General features: G+C 55.2%; 15 protein-coding genes and 3 pseudogenes. 6 read left to right on the top strand and 12 right to left on the bottom strand.

Annotated features, from left to right (window positions below):
* Window positions 1–120: 120 nt before the first annotated feature.
* A pseudogene (locus LMH93_RS23245) lies at window positions 121–258 on the bottom strand (LysR family transcriptional regulator); the annotation flags it as partial.
* A gap of 490 nt (window positions 259–748) precedes the next feature.
* Here LMH93_RS23245 and LMH93_RS23240 point away from each other — a divergent pair.
* Window positions 749–1,651 carry a tyrosine-type recombinase/integrase gene (locus LMH93_RS23240; protein WP_230064639.1) on the top strand — a complete coding sequence of 301 codons (903 nt, stop codon included), beginning with the start codon at window positions 749–751 and terminating at the stop codon, window positions 1,649–1,651.
* A 1,177-nt stretch (window positions 1,652–2,828) separates the two neighbouring features.
* On the opposite strand, the gene LMH93_RS23235 is transcribed toward LMH93_RS23240, so the two are convergent.
* The 3 genes from LMH93_RS23235 to intI1 all read right to left on the bottom strand — a co-directional run bounded on the left by LMH93_RS23235 (window position 2,829) and on the right by intI1 (window position 5,250).
* The gene (locus LMH93_RS23235; RefSeq protein ID WP_230064637.1) at window positions 2,829–3,038 is read right to left on the bottom strand and encodes a hypothetical protein; all 210 of its coding nucleotides are present in this window, start codon (window positions 3,036–3,038) and stop codon (window positions 2,829–2,831) included.
* A gap of 326 nt (window positions 3,039–3,364) precedes the next feature.
* A complete protein-coding gene (locus tag LMH93_RS23230) occupies window positions 3,365–3,925 on the bottom strand; it encodes a recombinase family protein (protein WP_230064636.1) in 561 nt (186 codons plus the stop codon).
* A gap of 311 nt (window positions 3,926–4,236) precedes the next feature.
* Entirely contained in the window at window positions 4,237–5,250 is a 1,014-nt protein-coding gene (gene intI1 / locus LMH93_RS23225) for a class 1 integron integrase IntI1 (protein ID WP_000845048.1), read from the bottom strand.
* A gap of 172 nt (window positions 5,251–5,422) precedes the next feature.
* Here intI1 and LMH93_RS23220 point away from each other — a divergent pair, with 172 nt between their 5' ends.
* The 3 genes and pseudogenes from LMH93_RS23220 to LMH93_RS23210 all read left to right on the top strand — a co-directional run.
* Complete coding sequence (locus tag LMH93_RS23220; RefSeq protein WP_001749986.1) at window positions 5,423–5,875, top strand: NAD(+)--rifampin ADP-ribosyltransferase Arr-3; 453 nt, start codon at window positions 5,423–5,425, stop codon at window positions 5,873–5,875.
* 222 nt (window positions 5,876–6,097) lie between these two features.
* The gene (qacE, locus tag LMH93_RS23215; RefSeq protein WP_064161975.1) at window positions 6,098–6,430 is read left to right on the top strand and encodes a quaternary ammonium compound efflux SMR transporter QacE; all 333 of its coding nucleotides are present in this window, start codon (window positions 6,098–6,100) and stop codon (window positions 6,428–6,430) included.
* A 220-nt stretch (window positions 6,431–6,650) separates the two neighbouring features.
* Window positions 6,651–6,839, top strand: a pseudogene (locus tag LMH93_RS23210) (hypothetical protein); the annotation flags it as partial.
* A 123-nt stretch (window positions 6,840–6,962) separates the two neighbouring features.
* Here LMH93_RS23210 and LMH93_RS23205 read toward each other — a convergent pair.
* The 5 genes from LMH93_RS23205 to LMH93_RS23180 all read right to left on the bottom strand — a co-directional run bounded on the left by LMH93_RS23205 (window position 6,963) and on the right by LMH93_RS23180 (window position 12,190).
* The gene (locus LMH93_RS23205; RefSeq protein ID WP_003155741.1) at window positions 6,963–7,586 is read right to left on the bottom strand and encodes a recombinase family protein; all 624 of its coding nucleotides are present in this window, start codon (window positions 7,584–7,586) and stop codon (window positions 6,963–6,965) included.
* Window positions 7,587–7,647: 61 nt separating this feature from the next.
* On the bottom strand, window positions 7,648–8,841 hold the full coding sequence (locus tag LMH93_RS23200) for a TniQ family protein (RefSeq protein WP_442800203.1): 1,194 nt from the start codon (window positions 8,839–8,841) through the stop codon (window positions 7,648–7,650).
* 20 nt (window positions 8,842–8,861) lie between these two features.
* Window positions 8,862–9,770: a TniB family NTP-binding protein gene (locus LMH93_RS23195; protein ID WP_230064634.1), complete on the bottom strand. Its 909-nt coding sequence runs from the start codon at window positions 9,768–9,770 to the stop codon at window positions 8,862–8,864.
* A gap of 2 nt (window positions 9,771–9,772) precedes the next feature.
* Window positions 9,773–11,455: a Mu transposase C-terminal domain-containing protein gene (locus LMH93_RS23190; protein ID WP_172688984.1), complete on the bottom strand. Its 1,683-nt coding sequence runs from the start codon at window positions 11,453–11,455 to the stop codon at window positions 9,773–9,775.
* Between the two features lie 504 nt (window positions 11,456–11,959).
* Window positions 11,960–12,190 carry a helix-turn-helix domain-containing protein gene (locus LMH93_RS23180; RefSeq protein ID WP_268256891.1) on the bottom strand — a complete coding sequence of 77 codons (231 nt, stop codon included), beginning with the start codon at window positions 12,188–12,190 and terminating at the stop codon, window positions 11,960–11,962.
* Between the two features lie 252 nt (window positions 12,191–12,442).
* Here LMH93_RS23180 and LMH93_RS23175 point away from each other — a divergent pair, with 252 nt between their 5' ends.
* Both LMH93_RS23175 and LMH93_RS23170 read left to right on the top strand, forming a co-directional pair.
* The gene (locus tag LMH93_RS23175; protein ID WP_230064632.1) at window positions 12,443–12,811 is read left to right on the top strand and encodes a hypothetical protein; all 369 of its coding nucleotides are present in this window, start codon (window positions 12,443–12,445) and stop codon (window positions 12,809–12,811) included.
* 213 nt (window positions 12,812–13,024) lie between these two features.
* Window positions 13,025–13,462: a hypothetical protein gene (locus tag LMH93_RS23170; RefSeq protein ID WP_230064631.1), complete on the top strand. Its 438-nt coding sequence runs from the start codon at window positions 13,025–13,027 to the stop codon at window positions 13,460–13,462.
* Window positions 13,463–14,161: 699 nt separating this feature from the next.
* Here the strand turns inward: LMH93_RS23170 and LMH93_RS23165 are convergent.
* The 3 genes and pseudogenes from LMH93_RS23165 to LMH93_RS23155 form a co-directional block, all read right to left on the bottom strand.
* Window positions 14,162–14,809 (bottom strand): replication/maintenance protein RepL, encoded by a 648-nt coding sequence (locus LMH93_RS23165; protein WP_230064630.1) that lies wholly within the window; start codon window positions 14,807–14,809, stop codon window positions 14,162–14,164.
* Window positions 14,810–15,100: 291 nt separating this feature from the next.
* Window positions 15,101–15,877: a phage antirepressor KilAC domain-containing protein gene (locus tag LMH93_RS23160; protein ID WP_230064628.1), complete on the bottom strand. Its 777-nt coding sequence runs from the start codon at window positions 15,875–15,877 to the stop codon at window positions 15,101–15,103.
* A gap of 548 nt (window positions 15,878–16,425) precedes the next feature.
* Window positions 16,426–16,755: pseudogene (locus tag LMH93_RS23155) on the bottom strand (tyrosine-type recombinase/integrase); the annotation flags it as partial.
* Window positions 16,756–16,776: the final 21 nt, after the last annotated feature.

Raw genomic sequence — 16,776 nt, 5'->3', positions numbered from 1 at the left:
CTGTAGGCGCGGGCGTGCCCGCGAAGCAGGCAACGCGCTGTCTGGCACCGGCTTTGCCGGTGTTCGCGGGCAAGCCCGCTCCTACAGGGGCTGTGTTGCCTTCGGAAATGCGCAGGCCCATCAGTCCTGGGCAAAGCGCATCTCGCGGGTTTGCCCCATCAACAACGGCGCATTCGCCTCGGTCACCGCCCGGATGTAATCCCACAGCAGGGTAATGCGCTTCAACTTGCGCAAATCCTCCCGGCAATACATCCAGAACGACAAAGAGGGAAAGGGTTAACCCAATGATTACAGGGGTTTAACCACCATGAACACCTCTCCACAGGAGCACCCTGTCACAAGTGCTGTCACAAACCACACGCTTCCCTTGAGGCCAAATTGTCGGTTGGCGAGTCCCTACCATTACCGACGACAAGGAATCTACTACCTACGCCTCCGTGTGACGGGCAGCGTGAGTCGTACGGTGTCTGTCTCCCTCAAGACCACTGATCGCAAATGGGCAATGCAAGCATCTGGTCGTCTCACTGCATCGCTTCAATCGTTCCACTTGGAACGCCCTGATGCCTCATGGAACGATTTGAGGGAGCATCTGCTGACGTTGGTAAGTAGGACGCTTAAGTCTTCTGATGACGGCCACCCACTACGTCACTGGGGAGATTTGTACCGGAACGTGCCTGTTAACTCGATGCCGGAATTCGCACCGTATGGTGAGGTGATGAGTACGGTAACGGAGCCAGTGGCAACCCCGATGACCTTCGATGTGCTGTCGCAGCTCTATATGGCTGATCGTGGCGGGGACCAGAAGCCCACGACCTTGAAGGAGACGACCCTGTGCCACAGGGTGATTTCCGAGAATTTGGATGGGTTGGATTTGAGGAACCATACCAGGGCAGACCTAGTAGCGTTCCGGGAACGCCTGTCAGTAGGTCGGATGCCTTCGACAGTGAACAAACTGATCGTGAAGCTTTCGGCTGTCTTTACCTGGGCCGTCGAGAACGGGCACCTGAGCAAGACCTACGACAAGAAGCTGAAGCTCACAAAGGGGGTTGAATCGACCCGTAAGGCTTTTACCCAGCACCAGGTGAGCAAGCTGATGGACTATGCAAACGGCCTCCCAGAGACTTCGTGGAAGCGATGGTTGCTCAGCCTGGGAATCATCACTGGAGGGCGGCTGAAGGAGATATGCCAGTTGACCACGGGCGACGTTGTGACAACGGAGTCTGGCCTTGTTGCCATTCACATCAACGAAGCCGGGGAAGGGAAGTCAATCAAGAACAAGCAGAGCGAGCGGCTGGTGCCGCTTACTGACGGTGCCTATGGCTTCGACCTAGCAGAGTTCTTGAGGTACGTCGATGTAATACGCAGCAGTGGGAGCGAAGCGCTAGACCAGATTGGTTACAGGCCGTCGGGTGAGTGGGTCAACCAGCACGCCATCCCGGCTGCCCTAGGGGATGATTATGAACGCGGTTTAGTCTTCCATTCATTGCGGCATTCACTGGCTTCGCTGATGCAAGCCAAGGGCGTTCCAACGACTCACGCTCAGGCTGTAATGGGGCACGCTTCTGGCACCATCACGTTCGATACGTATGGCTCGGGCGTGCCGACAGCGACTGTCGCAGAGCTGCTCCAGCAGCTTTTCGAGGGCTCGTGAAGGCAAGAGGGGCCATAAGTGAAATGCCAATACGGCTCCTCTACCCTAGCTGTCGGGTAAGCGCCAACTCTGACGATTAGGCTGTGGATAACTCGGCAATGGTGCTGGCTTCAAGACCACAGAAGGACTGGACAAAAACACAGATTGATTTGGATTTGCCCTCTAGAGGCCCTCAAAAGGCCCTAGTGACGATAAAAGGTTCGTTCCCTTGGGGAACGGGGTCCTTGTTCTTTCCAAGGCTTAAATCGTGCTGTAGGAGCTCGGAGCAAATTTTTTTTTCGTTCGAGGGACGAACGGTTTAACGCAGCGGAAAGCCGCGAAAGCCAAGGCCTACGTGGCTTCGGTAGCATTCGAGACACATGTTATCAACAGGTTATTAACAGGTTGTGGCGGGGTACAGCTATTGATTGAGTAAAAGGATGTCGTTATGGTGGCAGCACGAACGCAAAAACCCCCAATTAAGGGGGTTCTGCTGAAGAATGCTTGCAGGTAGCCACGCGACGTTTGGCGACAGAAACGTGACTACCCGCACCCTCCGACGCATACGTTTGTAGACGCGTACATCGAGAGAAGGACGCCATTTAGCCAACTGCTGACCTAGTCGTCAACAGGCAACTGATTGGTGGTCGCCTCTGGATGCTTGCGAACCACTATCGCACTCACAAAGGTAAGACCATCATGACCATTAGTGCCAGCTCCAAATGTGTGCTTGTGCATCGCTACCGCCGCTTCCGCTTCGGAAGGTGGGAGGACGTATGTCAGCACCTCAGATCGCTACCTCGCTGACCTAGCTCTGTTGAACCGCTCAAGCAATTGGGCGGTTTAGATGCCGCTTTGCTAAATCACTTTGGAGAGTTGACATATGGCTACATTTCTCATTGGCTATGACTTGAACAAACCCGCTCAGAATTACGGTGAACTCATCGAGGCCATCAAAAGGGTGGGGTTATGGTGGCACCACCTAGATTCGACTTGGATTGTTAAGTCTGATAGTAGCTGCATTGCGATCCGGGACTACCTACTCCCCTACATTGACCAAAATGATGAACTATTGGTGGTCAAACTGACGGGCGATGGTGCTTGGAACGGGTTTAATAAGTCTGGTTCCGACTGGCTTAAGAATAACCTCTAGCGGCGTCTAGGTTGCTTATAGGGCGTCCGTTTACCTAGGCGGACGCTACCCCTTCCGTAGGCAATCAATCGTTGAAGCGATAGCGTCAGCGTTTGTGTCGAGGGCTCGTAGAGCAACCATTGCGTTGTCGTGGACGTTCACCGAGCCACGCTGGCGAATCCAGGTGCTCAGCTCCTCGATAGCAGCCCTAAGGGCTGTCTGATTCATCAGCAGCAGCTCGAGTGCATCAGCGGTTGCAGCGGCCTTGTCGTCCATATCAGGGATCCCCTTATCCTGGCGGTGATGCACGGTGCTTGGAGCTTACAGGATGCTCGGGCGAGCTGGAGGAGAGGGGGAACTTTTCAACGGCCAGATTGCAAAAAAATTTTTTCTACCGCACCTTGCCCACTTCGGAAACGGTCTGCGTTTGCTGGCGAAAATATCAACGGAGGGGGTGGCACTTCGGCCGAAAACCTGGCGGTATGGCGAGCGGTGTTTAATGCCCTACTCTAGCCCCGTAGAGCCCCAGATAGACGTTTTTAAAATATCCTCTGGGTGACAAGGGCCACCCAGGAGCGTTGCTGTGATCGCTTCTGACAGCGTTACACAGCGGCTTTCATTGCACGCTGTACGGTACTCAGGCTAACCCCAAGGTGCTCAGCAGCCCCACGGAAAGACAAGCCTTTAGTTACGCCATCACCAGCAATAGCAGCACGGATAGCAGCGTCATCGACGGTCTTAGTTCGGCCCTTGTAGACGCCTTTCTCCTTAGCCTTGGCGATGCCTTCTCGCTGGCGTTCCTTGATCATCGCCCGCTCAAACTCAGCAAAGCTGCCCATCATCGAGAGCATCAGTTTCTGCATCGGATTGTCTTCACCAGTGAACTCAAGCTGTTCCTTGCTGAAACGGATATGGATACCACGCTTGTTCAGGTCCTCTACCAGCTTCAGCAGGTCGGCCAAGGAGCGGGCTAAGCGGTCGATGCTGTGGACAACAATGGTATCGCCCTCTCGGACGTACTCAAGCATCGCCTGGAGCTGTGGGCGGTCTGTGGTCGCGCCACTCACCTTTTCAGTGAAAACCTTGTCCAGGGTGATGCCGTCAAGCTGGCGCTCTGGGTTCTGGTCAACCGAGCTAACGCGAATGTATCCGACCTTTGCCATATCCTTGTCCTATGTATTCATTTGCCTCTAGATGCAAGGAGTATGTCTGTATTCAAAATCAAAAGCAAGGCTAATGACTACGGAAAATACAGGGTGTGTGTATTCAGGTTGTCGTTTTCAGAAGACGGCTGCACTGAACGTCAGAAGCCGACTGCACTATAGCAGCGGAGGGGTTGGATCCATCAGGCAACGACGGGCTGCTGCCGGCCATCAGCGGACGCAGGGAGGACTTTCCGCAACCGGCCGTTCGATGCGGCACCGATGGCCTTCGCGCAGGGGTAGTGAATCCGCCAGGATTGACTTGCGCTGCCCTACCTCTCACTAGTGAGGGGCGGCAGCGCATCAAGCGGTGAGCGCACTCCGGCACCGCCAACTTTCAGCACATGCGTGTAAATCATCGTCGTAGAGACGTCGGAATGGCCGAGCAGATCCTGCACGGTTCGAATGTCGTAACCGCTGCGGAGCAAGGCCGTCGCGAACGAGTGGCGGAGGGTGTGCGGTGTGGCGGGCTTCGTGATGCCTGCTTGTTCTACGGCACGTTTGAAGGCGCGCTGAAAGGTCTGGTCATACATGTGATGGCGACGCACGACACCGCTCCGTGGATCGGTCGAATGCGTGTGCTGCGCAAAAACCCAGAACCACGGCCAGGAATGCCCGGCGCGCGGATACTTCCGCTCAAGGGCGTCGGGAAGCGCAACGCCGCTGCGGCCCTCGGCCTGGTCCTTCAGCCACCATGCCCGTGCACGCGACAGCTGCTCGCGCAGGCTGGGTGCCAAGCTCTCGGGTAACATCAAGGCCCGATCCTTGGAGCCCTTGCCCTCCCGCACGATGATCGTGCCGTGATCGAAATCCAGATCCTTGACCCGCAGTTGCAAACCCTCACTGATCCGCATGCCCGTTCCATACAGAAGCTGGGCGAACAAACGATGCTCGCCTTCCAGAAAACCGAGGATGCGAACCACTTCATCCGGGGTCAGCACCACCGGCAAGCGCCGCGACGGCCGAGGTCTTCCGATCTCCTGAAGCCAGGGCAGATCCGTGCACAGCACCTTGCCGTAGAAGAACAGCAAGGCCGCCAATGCCTGACGATGCGTGGAGACCGAAACCTTGCGCTCGTTCGCCAGCCAGGACAGAAATGCCTCGACTTCGCTGCTGCCCAAGGTTGCCGGGTGACGCACACCGTGGAAACGGATGAAGGCACGAACCCAGTGGACATAAGCCTGTTCGGTTCGTAAGCTGTAATGCAAGTAGCGTATGCGCTCACGCAACTGGTCCAGAACCTTGACCGAACGCAGCGGTGGTAACGGCGCAGTGGCGGTTTTCATGGCTTGTTATGACTGTTTTTTTGTACAGTCTATGCCTCGGGCATCCAAGCAGCAAGCGCGTTACGCCGTGGGTCGATGTTTGATGTTATGGAGCAGCAACGATGTTACGCAGCAGGGCAGTCGCCCTAAAACAAAGTTATGCAGCCAAATCCCAACAATTAAGGGTCTTAAAATGGTAAAAGATTGGATTCCCATCTCTCATGATAATTACAAGCAGGTGCAAGGACCGTTCTATCATGGAACCAAAGCCAATTTGGCGATTGGTGACTTGCTAACCACAGGGTTCATCTCTCATTTCGAGGACGGTCGTATTCTTAAGCACATCTACTTTTCAGCCTTGATGGAGCCAGCAGTTTGGGGAGCTGAACTTGCTATGTCACTGTCTGGCCTCGAGGGTCGCGGCTACATATACATAGTTGAGCCAACAGGACCGTTCGAAGACGATCCGAATCTTACGAACAAAAGATTTCCCGGTAATCCAACACAGTCCTATAGAACCTGCGAACCCTTGAGAATTGTTGGCGTTGTTGAAGACTGGGAGGGGCATCCTGTTGAATTAATAAGGGGAATGTTGGATTCGTTGGAGGACTTAAAGCGCCGTGGTTTACACGTCATTGAAGACTAGTCCTTTGCATAACAAAGCCATCAAACCGGACGCCAGAGATTCCGCGCCTGTTGCGCATGGCTTCGCCATTTTATGCGCAATAGGCGCGCCACCCTGTCGCCGTTTATGGCGGCGTTAGATGCACTAAGCACATAATTGCTCACAGCCAAACTATCAGGTCAAGTCTGTTTTTATTATTTTTAAGCGTGCATAATAAGCCCTACACAAATTGGGAGATATATCATGAAAGGCTGGCTTTTTCTTGCTATCTCAATAGTTGGCGAAGTAATCGCAACATCCGCATTAAAATCTAGCGAGGGCTTTACTAAGCTTGCCCCTTCCGCCGTTGTCATAATCGGTTATGGCATCGCATTTTATTTTCTTTCTCTGGTTCTGAAATCCATCCCTGTCGGTGTTGCTTATGCAGTCTGGTCGGGACTCGGCGTCGTCATAATTACAGCCATTGCCTGGTTGCTTCATGGGCAAAAGCTTGATGCGTGGGGCTTTGTAGGTATGGGGCTCATAGTTAGTGGTGTAGTAGTTTTAAACTTGCTTTCCAAAGCAAGTGCCCACTAATAAACTCAGTCATCTAACAAGTCGTTGCAGCACCGCTCCAGCACTTCGTGCCTGCGCTGGACAGTTTTTAAGTCGCGGCTTTATGGTTTTGCTGCGCAAAAGTATTCCATAAAATCACAACTTAAAAACTGCCGCTGAACGACCGAAATGAGCCGCCAGCGAAAGCGCAGCTGTAGCGGGTCGCGCTCGATTAAATAGTTGGGCGTAACGCTTGAAGGAGATGCAAATGCTGTACCCGGAAACTCATACGAAATTCAAGCACGGTCAGACCGTGCGCAAAACGAAGGGCTCGATGTGGCACGGAACCATCGTCGGCTGGTACTCCACGATGCTCACGCCGGAAGGGTACGCGGTCGAGTCCACAACGGAGCGCGGCAGCGTGCAGATTTACCCGGCAGCAGCACTAGAGCACTGGTCGTCCAACTCGGCGTTGAACGACAGCTTTCCCAAAAGCTCTACGGCTGCTCTGGGTCGACACCGGTAATCGGATCGTTGCCGCACTGAACAGCGCCCCGTTCCAGGTCGCCTCCATTTATGCGGCTGAACCGAGGGAGAGCAGCTTTACGCCGTCTGGCCGCAGTTCGCCCTTGGGCGACACGTGCCGGTAGAGCGTCTGCCGGGTAATCCCGAGTTCTTCGCAGAGATCGCCCACCTTGGTTTCCGGTTGCCCCATGCTGGCCATCGCCAGGCGTAGCTTGGCGGCGGTCATCTTGAAGGGGCGCCCCCCTTTCCTGCCGCGAGCGCGCGCCGAGATAAGTCCAGCGACTGTTCGCTCGGAAATCAACTCACGCTCGAACTCGGCCAGCGCGGCAAAAATACCGAACACAAGCTTGCCGGCGGCAGTCGTCGTGTCGACCGCCGCACCGTGACCGGTCAGGACCTTCAGGCCCACGCTACGCGCAGTTAGGTCGTGCACGGTGTTGATCAGGTGGCGCAGATCACGGCCAAGCCGATCGAGCTTCCACACGATCAGCGTGTCCCCTTCACGAAGCGCCTTCAGGCAAGCAGCCAACCCTGGGCGATCATCGCGCCTGCCCGAGGCCAGATCCTCGTAAAGGTGCGCAAGGCTCACACCAGCGGCGATGAGCGCATCGCGTTGCAAATTGGTGGACTGGGATCCGTCCGCCTTCGATACCCGCATGTAGCCGATCAGCACCTTTTCACCCGTCACGTATACGTTCGATTATGTGACAGTGTGCGCCGGAAAATTCTGGCCGTCAAAATTTGTCACTTAACCCGTCATTCTGTCTAAGACATGCAAAGGGTCCATCAGGCTCGTAATGTGACAGAAATTCCGGGGGGATGCCTTCCTTTGCAAAGGTGGCTCGCAACTGTTCCAGGGAAGCTGGGTCGCGCCGACCATAGGAAGCCAAGGCGAACAGCGAGCGCGCCGTCTCGGGGTTGTGCCGCGCTTCAATGATCGCCTCACTGATAGCTTGGACCGCCCGTTGCCAGTGATTGACGGGTTCGGGCTTCGGCGCTTTCGCCGGCAGACCACTGGTGAACCCGGTTTGGGGCTCGGACCAGAACAGCTTTGCATGCTCGCCTGGCGGGCTTATATCCCTCACCTCAATCAAGCTGATTGCCGCTGCCGCTGCCTCCAGCATCTGCAACCGTACTGCCGGGTTCAGGGTTTCATACGGTCGCCACAGACTTTGCCCAGCACGCAGCGGATGCCCGCAGCCTTGCCAGACTTGGCGGAGATACCCCGCGTAGGTTCCGCACGCCGAAAGCGGGGTGTTCAGCTCATCGAGCAGCGTGCGTAGCAGCCGAAACCACAATCCAGCGTGGATGCGTCGGCGCGGCAGCTCCACGTGACCGGTTGTCAGTGCCTGCCAGGTACGCTGGTCCATCGCCGCAATCGCGTCGCTGGCGGTGCGCGGTTCGGCGTCGGCGTTCTCCCAGCCGAGAAACCGCCCTGGCACGCCCCAATAGGATTCCAGCCAGCAGCCATGCAGCGGGCAGCTCAGCATCAGGGGCAGCTTCCATGCAAGCAGTACGGCTTGGTTTGCCGGGTCGTTCAGACAGAGCGGACAGGCGCGATGTATCGGCTGGCTGGGCAGCCAGGCACGCCAGCTCGTGATGGATCGCGTCCTACGGCGGAGTTTCGGCAGCAGCACCGAGAGCTGGAACGCATAGGTTTCCAATGCATCTGGAATCTGATCATCAAGACTGTCCAGTAGCCAAGGCACCCAGCCGGCGAAACTCATGCAACGCAGCCGATCCGGCTCGATGCCGCTCCGCAGGGAGAGCATCTCCAGCAGCGCCAGTGGTGGCGCGGTGTCCAGGTCATCAACCTGACCGTGACCAAGATCGTGCTCCAGCAGCTCGGACACCTCCATGTGATAGCAAAGGGCCACGCGGTTGAGCCACGAAGACAAGGCTTCGCCTTCCCTGGGAGCCGGATGCAGTGGCCAGCGTGGCGCTGGCTTCACATCAGTTCCCGCTCGAATTGCCGCCACCGCTCGCTGGGACCGGTGTAATCGGCCATGCTGAGCGTGCGATGGTTGATCGCTTCCTCGCAGCTCTCCACGGCGACGATGGCCGCTGCCATCAGCAAGTGCGCCAGTTCGCCTATGGTGCCCTCGCTGCGTGTGAGCAGGTAGCGGGCCATGTCCAGCGTGGCAATCGACGAGGGTCGCCGCAGAGGAAGCGAAGCGGCGAAGCTGGCCAGCAGTGAGCAGCAATCGTCGTTGGCCTCCCACAGCGGCAGCATCATCGGCTCGAAGCGGTTTTCCAACTGGTCATCCGAGCGGATGGCCAGATAGGCGTCGCGCGTGCCAACCCCGACCAGTGGGATGCGCAGTTCGTTGCCGAGGAAGCGCAGCAGATTGAGGAATTCCCGGCGGTTGACGCTGTTACCAGCCAGGACGTTGTGCAACTCGTCGATCACCAAAATGCGCACGCCGACCTTGCGCAGCAGTGCCAGCGCCAGTTGCTCCATTTCCGGCAGTCGTGGGCGCGGTCGCAATGGCGCACCCATCGCCGCGAGCAGCGCGACGTAGAAGCGGATCACAGACGGCTCGGACGGCATCTGCACGACCAGCACCGGGATGTGCTCCTGGTCGGCATCGGCGCTGGCCAGATGCGTGCGCCGGAACTTCTCGACGATCATCGACTTGCCGTTGTTGGTCGGGCCGACCAGCAGCAGGTTGGGCATGCGTTGCTTGTTTGGCCACGCATACAGGGTTTCCAGCCGGTTCAGCGCCTCGACCGCGCGGGGGTAGCCGATCCAGCGGTCGGCGCGAAGGCGTTGGATGCGCTCGTCCGCCGGCAGCCGGGCCAATCCCTGCGCCGCCGGCAGCAGGTGGGACAGCTCGATGATGGGATATTCTTCCACGGCTACCACTCCTCAATCTGGTCGAACGGTTTGGCGGGCGGCTGGTTGTCCGCCTGCTGGTCATCCATGTCAGCGTCCGGTGGTGGCGTGGCTTTGACAGGCGGTGCCGTTGCCTTGAGATGCTGGCGTCGATCTGCGTCGCGCCGCGCCTTGCGCGTGGTCTTCTGCGCGGTGGTCACGATTTTGCGCATCTGGTCGATCATGCGGAACAACGCCGACTCATCCACCTGTTCGCGCCCTTGCTGCCGCAATTTCATCAGCGCCTGCCGTTGTTCCCAGAGGGTGACAGCCGGGTGCGACAAGGTACGGTAGGGAATTTCCAGGTAGTGCTGTCCCTCCGGTTCCAGGACCCAGATACGGCTGATGTCGCGCGGATCGCGCCGGATCAGAAAGGACGGCCAGCGTTCACGCCGCGCAATCCACGGCTTGAGCGCATCGGCGTAGTAGTGGATGTGGTCGATGACAAAGCCGGTGCGGGTCAGCGTGCGCCGGAGGATCGGCAGAAAATCGACCAGGAACGAAGTAGCGCGTGTGACGACGGCCGGTACGCCGACACGCGCCACGGCCTCGGCCCAGCGCGCGGCCGGCGGTTGGAGCAGGCCGTTGTGCACCGAACCGTGGTAGGTGCCGACCGCCAATGTGAGCCAGCGCTCTAGCTCGCGCAGCGTCAGGGCGGCCTTGTTTTCGGAATCGTAGTCGCCGCGCTGGTCAGGGTTGGAGAAGGTCGTTCCCGGCAGTTCGTCGTGAATCATCTGCATCGCCGTGCCGATGATCCGTTCCACGATGCCGCCATAGTGCGGCTGTCCCAGCGGGCGATAGTCCAGCCGGATGCCATGCTGCTCGCAACCCCGGCGCAGGGCCTCGCTCTTGAACTCGGCCGCGTTGTCTAGGTAGAGCAGCAAGGGCTTGCCGCTCATCTGCCAATCCATTTCCACGTTCAGTCCTTCCAGCCAAGGGCGCTTGTCGCAGGCGACATGCACGAGGCACAGGCCAACCGAAACGGCAGACGGCGCTTCCAGCGTGACGACCATGCCGAGCACGCAGCGGGTGAACACGTCGATGGCGAGGGTCAGGTACGGGCGGCCAATAGGTTGCCGGTCGCGGTCATCGACCACGATCAGGTCGATGACCGTATGGTCTATCTGCACCTGCTCCAGCGGCGCGGTCACGGCAGGAGGCTCGCCGCCCACACCTTGTAGGTCACGAGCGGCATCCTGGCCTTCCCGCCGGCGGATGACCTTGCGCGGGTCAAGGCTAGCGATCCGTAAGGCCACGGTATTGCGCGCCGGCACTCGCAGTTTTTGAGCCTTGCACACCTGAGTGACTTCGCGGTGAAAGGCCGCTAGGCTGCGCTTCTGCTTGGTCAGGAACCGCTTTTGCAGTAGCTCGTGGATGACGCGCTCGACCGGTTCCGGCAAGCGCCCCTTACCTTTACCTCCACCGGACTGGCCGGGCACCAGATCCGTCACGAGGCCGCTGCCTTGCCGGGCACGCCGGATCAGAACGTATACCTGGCGCCGAGACAAGCCCAGCGCCTGAGCCGCCATATCGGCCGCTTCGTGCCCGACCGTCTCCGACTGCGCCAACGGACTGATGATCTCCGCACGACGGCGCGCACGCTCCCAAGCCTCATCAGGCAGAGTGGCCACGCCTTGTTCTGGAATCCGTGGGGTGTCCGTCGCCATGCTCACCTCGCTTTGGTGCACACGAGTATTGAGCATAGTCGAGATTGGTGCAGATCACTTCTGATATTGAACTGTCAGGAGCTGGCTGCACAACAGCCATTACGCCCAATCAACTGGTGCAGTCGTCTTCTGAAAATGACACAGGTGCTTGTAGTCTCCAGGGTGTACCCAAGTGCATACATGCGGACTTTCATACGGGCGTAAAATGCCCCGCTCGATGGTGGGGAGTAGGCACGGGAAGTTGGTGGAGCGACTGGGGCAGGAAAGCCCCTGCTGAGGCTAGGGACAAGTGGGTATGCAACGGGCAACAGGTGACTGTAATACTGTAAGGGAAAGTCCTGCCAATTTAGTCGGATATTGGATCAAGGGAGGGATTTGCTTGACCCAGCCGCTCGCAATACCAGCAAATTCAAGGCTTGCGATAAGGGGAGGTGGCTGTAGGAAGTGTATTGGCAGTGGAGGAAGGTAGTTAATGGCAGTTTTCGTATAGTTATTCGGCGGGTATCACAGGCCTTCGAACAGGGTGGAGATACTTACGCCCAATGCGTCAGCCAACACCTTGATGGCGTTGATGGATGGGTTGGCACCACCCGTTTCGATGCGAGACATGTAGGTTCGGGCGAAGCCGCACCGATCTGCGAACGTTTCCTGGCTCATGCCCATAGCCATACGGAGCACCCTGACTCGGGTGCCGAATTGCTGCTGGAGCGCTGGTGAAGGGGGAGGTGCAGGCATTCCCCAATGGTCAGCGAGTGTGCTTTAATCGTGAACACACTAATCGTGACATGCAGGTCAGTTAGGCATCCAAAGCGGTGCCCCACACGGACCCTCTAAGTCAGTCCACGGTGTACGGCGTCGATGCCCAGTCAAAGGCAGTCGTCGGGTAAGTCAGCGAGTCCAGTTAGTCGGCAAGTCCAGCGAGTTGAGCAAGTCCCGCAAGACCCAAAACCATGCTTACTCAACAAGCTGCTTAGCAGAGGACGACTCATGACTGATCAAAATGTAGCCAATGACCAAACGGTTTGTGTTCCACGATACGCCTTTGAGGCATTGGCGGCGTACAGCGCCCTGAACGAGGATAAGGTGGCAGTGATGCTCCTTCTCCTGATGCGTATGGACAGTAACCGTGCGGTGAGTGTCGACACCACGCTGCTACCTGATTTTCTTACGTTCAGGGAGGAGCGGGTGCACCGGGCAATCTCAAGCCTCATCGAGTACGGCTGGGTGGAGTCGGTTGATGAAAAAGCACTGCGGCTTGGAGTTCTCAAATGCGTAGTCCATTCGGCATTCACTGACTCGGATTTCCAGACTTTGAAACAAGTGCTCGCTAACCATCGATTTTCGTTCGGAGTTTGATAGGTGTTTCCTGACTCACCTCGGAAAGATCGGGTAGCCAGTTAAGCAGCATCCAGCAGTGGTTGTGGAGTGTTCGTAATGCAGTACTGCCGCAGCCCCTGCTGGCTTTTAATTCAATACCCTAACCCGACGATACCGTTTCTTCCATGCCTCAGTGTGTGGCAGGTACAAGCGTTGGTCTAGCCGGGTTCGACCATGTACAGGAAGTAGACGATGAAATTGATGTTCCAAGGTGTGTTTGTGGCTGCTGCACTGCTGCTTTCAGGTTGTGATGACTCAACTTCCAAGGCACGTATTGCGTTGGAGGCGCAGATGACTGACCCCCAGTCTGCTCAATACCGGAACGAGCAGGTGAAGCCATGGGGTGTCGTCTGCGGTGAAGCAAACGTAAAGAATTACGCTGGTGGTTACATCGGATTTACTCCGTATATTGCGTTTCCAATGGATGGGGATGATTGGAAAGCGGTGGTTATGGATGATAAGAACTACGATTATGTTAGTCCCCTGTGTGCCAAGTCACCGATTGAGTTGTACAAGGCAGAAGTATTGCCAGAGTCGGAGAAGGGCTGGTATGTCATGCTGCTGCCATCACCAGATTACCATGGTTTCTTGGACCCCCAGGATTCGACTAAGCTGAATAAGCTTGGCTAAAAGGTCTTAGTGTCTAAGGCAGGCAAAGGATACCTAGGCCCGTTCAAGAATAAGAAGTCTACTGAAGTTGTCGGATACTCAATGGCAGTTGGAACCGGTGTAAGTTGGTTCTCCTCCCAGTGGATGTTCTAGTAAAGTGTTCAGGATTAAGTTTGATTTGGGTGGTGGGGTGGTTGGTGCACCTCCGCCCTCCCTGGTTTAATTGCAACGTACCGTTGCGGGTATAAATTAAGTTTTAATTTAATATTGTATTGGAGGGCGTGGGGCAGGAGCTTAAGCCCCACCAACTTTAAGATTGTAAATCTGAGTATGTTAATTGTGACGCAGTGCGTCATGGATCAATATGCTCAAGTGGTTTGATTTTGATTTGGGGGAGGGGTGCCACCCTCCTTCCTCATTAATGTAACATTGTTCAATGTGCCTTCGGCACAGGTTGATTTTGTCGTGACGTGCGTCACTGTCTCTCTCTTATTATGTCTTTGCATTCGTGCCTTAGGCACCCATTATTATATATGTGGTGATGCGCCACAATACATATCATGCATCTTTAGAGTTGGTTAATCTCAAAGCTTCCGCTTTGGCGTTGTGCCCCCTTCCGCCATTTGGCGTAAGTTGGCACTTCCTTTATATACTAAGAATTTTGCTTCGCCCTTTACGTGCGGGCTGTCTAGCGAGTTTCTTGCGTAGTTTTTTTTGATTTCATACGGCTGCTGTGCAGGACGAGGTCGTTTCAAAGCTGCCAGCAGTGATTGGTTCACTTGATTGCAATGTACAGGTCGGACGATACCACTCCTGAATATATCGTTCACGCGCTACATCTGACCCGCGGAAGATCAGTCTTGGATTTAAGATGAGTTTCATCTCGCCGGTGCGAATGTTGCCTCGCGATGTGTGGATAATTAATTGTTTTGCTTCTGTTAGGGTTTTAAGTTTCTTTATTAGATTTGACTCACTCACCCCCAGCTTTTTCGAGAGATCGTTTTGAGTAATGAAAATCACATTGTGGTAGATGACTAAGTCATGCAGCTTTTCGAGTAGTCGCTGCTGGGGCAGTGTTATTCGACAGTCAAGGCCGCTACGTCGCCAAGTGCCGTGTGCAAGGTCAATTTCGTCGCGTAATGAGTGCAAGTCATGGGGCGGCAGTTTGCGTCTGTCTACGAAGCTGATGTGATCCTCAAAGTCATCAATGCTACGGCATTTACCCAACTCCTGTTGATACTTGATCTTGGCAGTCAATACTGACGGCTTGTCGTCATACCCCATGATCTCGCCGGTGCGTTTGTCGATGACTAAGCGGTTGATGCTGATAAAATTGGCGATCGCGGGGGCTGGGCTAACGCTGTCCATAGATGATATTATTGCTCTGTTTAAGTTTGTGTTCGGCTCCCGGGCTTATTTTTGTTTTCCATGTATTAAACGGTGCTGGCAGGTTGCTGCTCAGAGGTTTTAAATAAATTCTTGTTCCGATTTTAGTTTGTCCTGGTGTGATCGATAGCTGGCGGTATTGCCAGCCATCTTCCGGTTTTGCTTAGTCGAGACGGCTGTTTAGCTTACGCAAGGGATAGATAAGTGGATTTGTCTATTTGTCCTTAGCGTTTTTATTGGCGTGAAAGCTAGGCTCGTTTTTATGTGTGGCTCTTACAAACCATCGCGGCCATGCTTGGCAATAAACTGTTCAATCCAGATCAAGCCGTTCCCAGTGAAAAGTGGAATAGCAACCCAAGTCGTTTTGCCAGTTACATGACTCTTCCGCTTCTTCCATTTGACTTGGAACCGTCCTGCGTCCTGATGTTCCTGGTAAGGCTCGTTATGGCTGTGGCGATTGGACATAAGAATCTTGTGGGTGCGCATGTACTCAAAGAGACGCTTCTGACCTGTACCTAAGGTCTTAGCGACCTTTGCTACGTTAAACAGTTGCGTTGATTTAACCATGCTGTCGTAGAAGTGTACTTTCTGAGCGTCTGCACAAATCTGATTTTGCAATTTTTCAACCTGGTGGCTCAACCTGATAGCTTCATCTTCTAGAACGCATGCGGCATTCAATGCGAATACAAGGTTTTTCTTGATGGAACGGGTGTCAAGGTGGTTTTCAATCTCAAGTTCGCGCCAGCGATCATATACAGCCGCTCGCATTTTTACGTTGTAACCAGTGAGTAGTAGATCTACCTCGCGCCGTGGCAAATTGAAACATGGCATTTCGCGGCCATAGCTATCAGTATAGATCCCTCCAAATGTGGAGACATCTACTTCACCTAATGCAGTAATCATCTTGATGATGTTACGCATTACATGGGCGTGCTGCTTTCCGGTCAGAGCAGCGATTTCAATGCTGCTCATGGTCATCGCCTTATCGCTCAAGAAGTGGTCAAGGGCGGGGCTGCTAATGATGGTGGTTGCCGGGATATTGTTAATCATTAATTCGTTCATAAATTTTTGGTAATACTTGCCCGTCGCCTCAAGTGAGGGTTCTGTGGGCGGGTTATTTGGGGTGATCGTATTTCGGGGTTAAATGTTATGGCATGGAGTTTACTCTTGTCTGATGAAACTTTCGTGTTGTTGGTTTGTGCCTTGCTTATCCTTGCGTCGCTTCGATGGGGCACATTCAACAGGGTTTGAATGCCCTCGTCAATATTGACTATGCAAAATCGCGAAACTTAACTTATTCTTAGTGTTATGACTATGCGTTTGCCTGAAAGTTTATATATGTATATATATGACTATGCTCTTGCGTGTTCGTGAAGTTATAACTTCGTTACGGGTTGTAGTGATTGGTGTTTAATGGCCAATGGCCACTATAAGCAAGACTGCTTCTCGCCTTTGACTCTACGGGGTATTGACGAGCGTTGGCGCCTTTGAGGGCTGCACCGACGCATGCGGTGGCAGCCCCAGCACTGACCTGTCGATGGTTAACACCGGTTTGGCATCCGGAAGGCCACCACCGCCATTGCGTACACTAGTGAGGACTACAGCCGGATATGCGACAACGCATCCAGCATCGCCCTGATGGGGCTACGGCTCCCATAGACGCTGAACGTCACCGCTGCATCTTCGTGCCCAGCGATACGTTTGATCAGAGAATCCTGCACCCCGGCATCCCGTAGGTCATCAATAAGGGTATGGCGGAAGCTGTGGAACGTCTTGCGGCCATCGGTGACGCCCTGTTTGATCTTGTAACGACCAAACCATTTTGATGGGGCATGGCCCAGCTTGCCTCGAACGGCTTCCAGTTCAGGAAACACCCGATCAGCACCGGTAGCGTTGAGCGATTCAACACACTGGAGCAGGCCCAGCTCGCTGTGGCCACACGCCACACA

This window comes from Pseudomonas sp. CIP-10, assembly GCF_020911845.1.
Lineage (GTDB): Bacteria > Pseudomonadota > Gammaproteobacteria > Pseudomonadales > Pseudomonadaceae > Aquipseudomonas > Aquipseudomonas alloputida.
This window is presented reverse-complemented; position numbering and strand designations above follow the sequence as displayed.

Coding starts and splice junctions, on each gene's coding strand:
- LMH93_RS23170 (WP_230064631.1), top strand. CDS start 13,025: ATGAAATTGATGTTCCAAGGTGTGTTTGTGGCTGCTGCACTGCTGCTT.
- LMH93_RS23235 (WP_230064637.1), bottom strand. CDS start 3,038: ATGGACGACAAGGCCGCTGCAACCGCTGATGCACTCGAGCTGCTGCTG.
- LMH93_RS23175 (WP_230064632.1), top strand. CDS start 12,443: ATGACTGATCAAAATGTAGCCAATGACCAAACGGTTTGTGTTCCACGA.
- LMH93_RS23230 (WP_230064636.1), bottom strand. CDS start 3,925: ATGGCAAAGGTCGGATACATTCGCGTTAGCTCGGTTGACCAGAACCCA.
- LMH93_RS23240 (WP_230064639.1), top strand. CDS start 749: ATGACCTTCGATGTGCTGTCGCAGCTCTATATGGCTGATCGTGGCGGG.
- LMH93_RS23190 (WP_172688984.1), bottom strand. CDS start 11,455: ATGGCGACGGACACCCCACGGATTCCAGAACAAGGCGTGGCCACTCTG.
- LMH93_RS23160 (WP_230064628.1), bottom strand. CDS start 15,877: ATGATTAACAATATCCCGGCAACCACCATCATTAGCAGCCCCGCCCTT.
- qacE (WP_064161975.1), top strand. CDS start 6,098: ATGAAAGGCTGGCTTTTTCTTGCTATCTCAATAGTTGGCGAAGTAATC.
- LMH93_RS23180 (WP_268256891.1), bottom strand. CDS start 12,190: ATGCCTGCACCTCCCCCTTCACCAGCGCTCCAGCAGCAATTCGGCACC.
- LMH93_RS23165 (WP_230064630.1), bottom strand. CDS start 14,809: ATGGACAGCGTTAGCCCAGCCCCCGCGATCGCCAATTTTATCAGCATC.
- intI1 (WP_000845048.1), bottom strand. CDS start 5,250: ATGAAAACCGCCACTGCGCCGTTACCACCGCTGCGTTCGGTCAAGGTT.
- LMH93_RS23220 (WP_001749986.1), top strand. CDS start 5,423: ATGGTAAAAGATTGGATTCCCATCTCTCATGATAATTACAAGCAGGTG.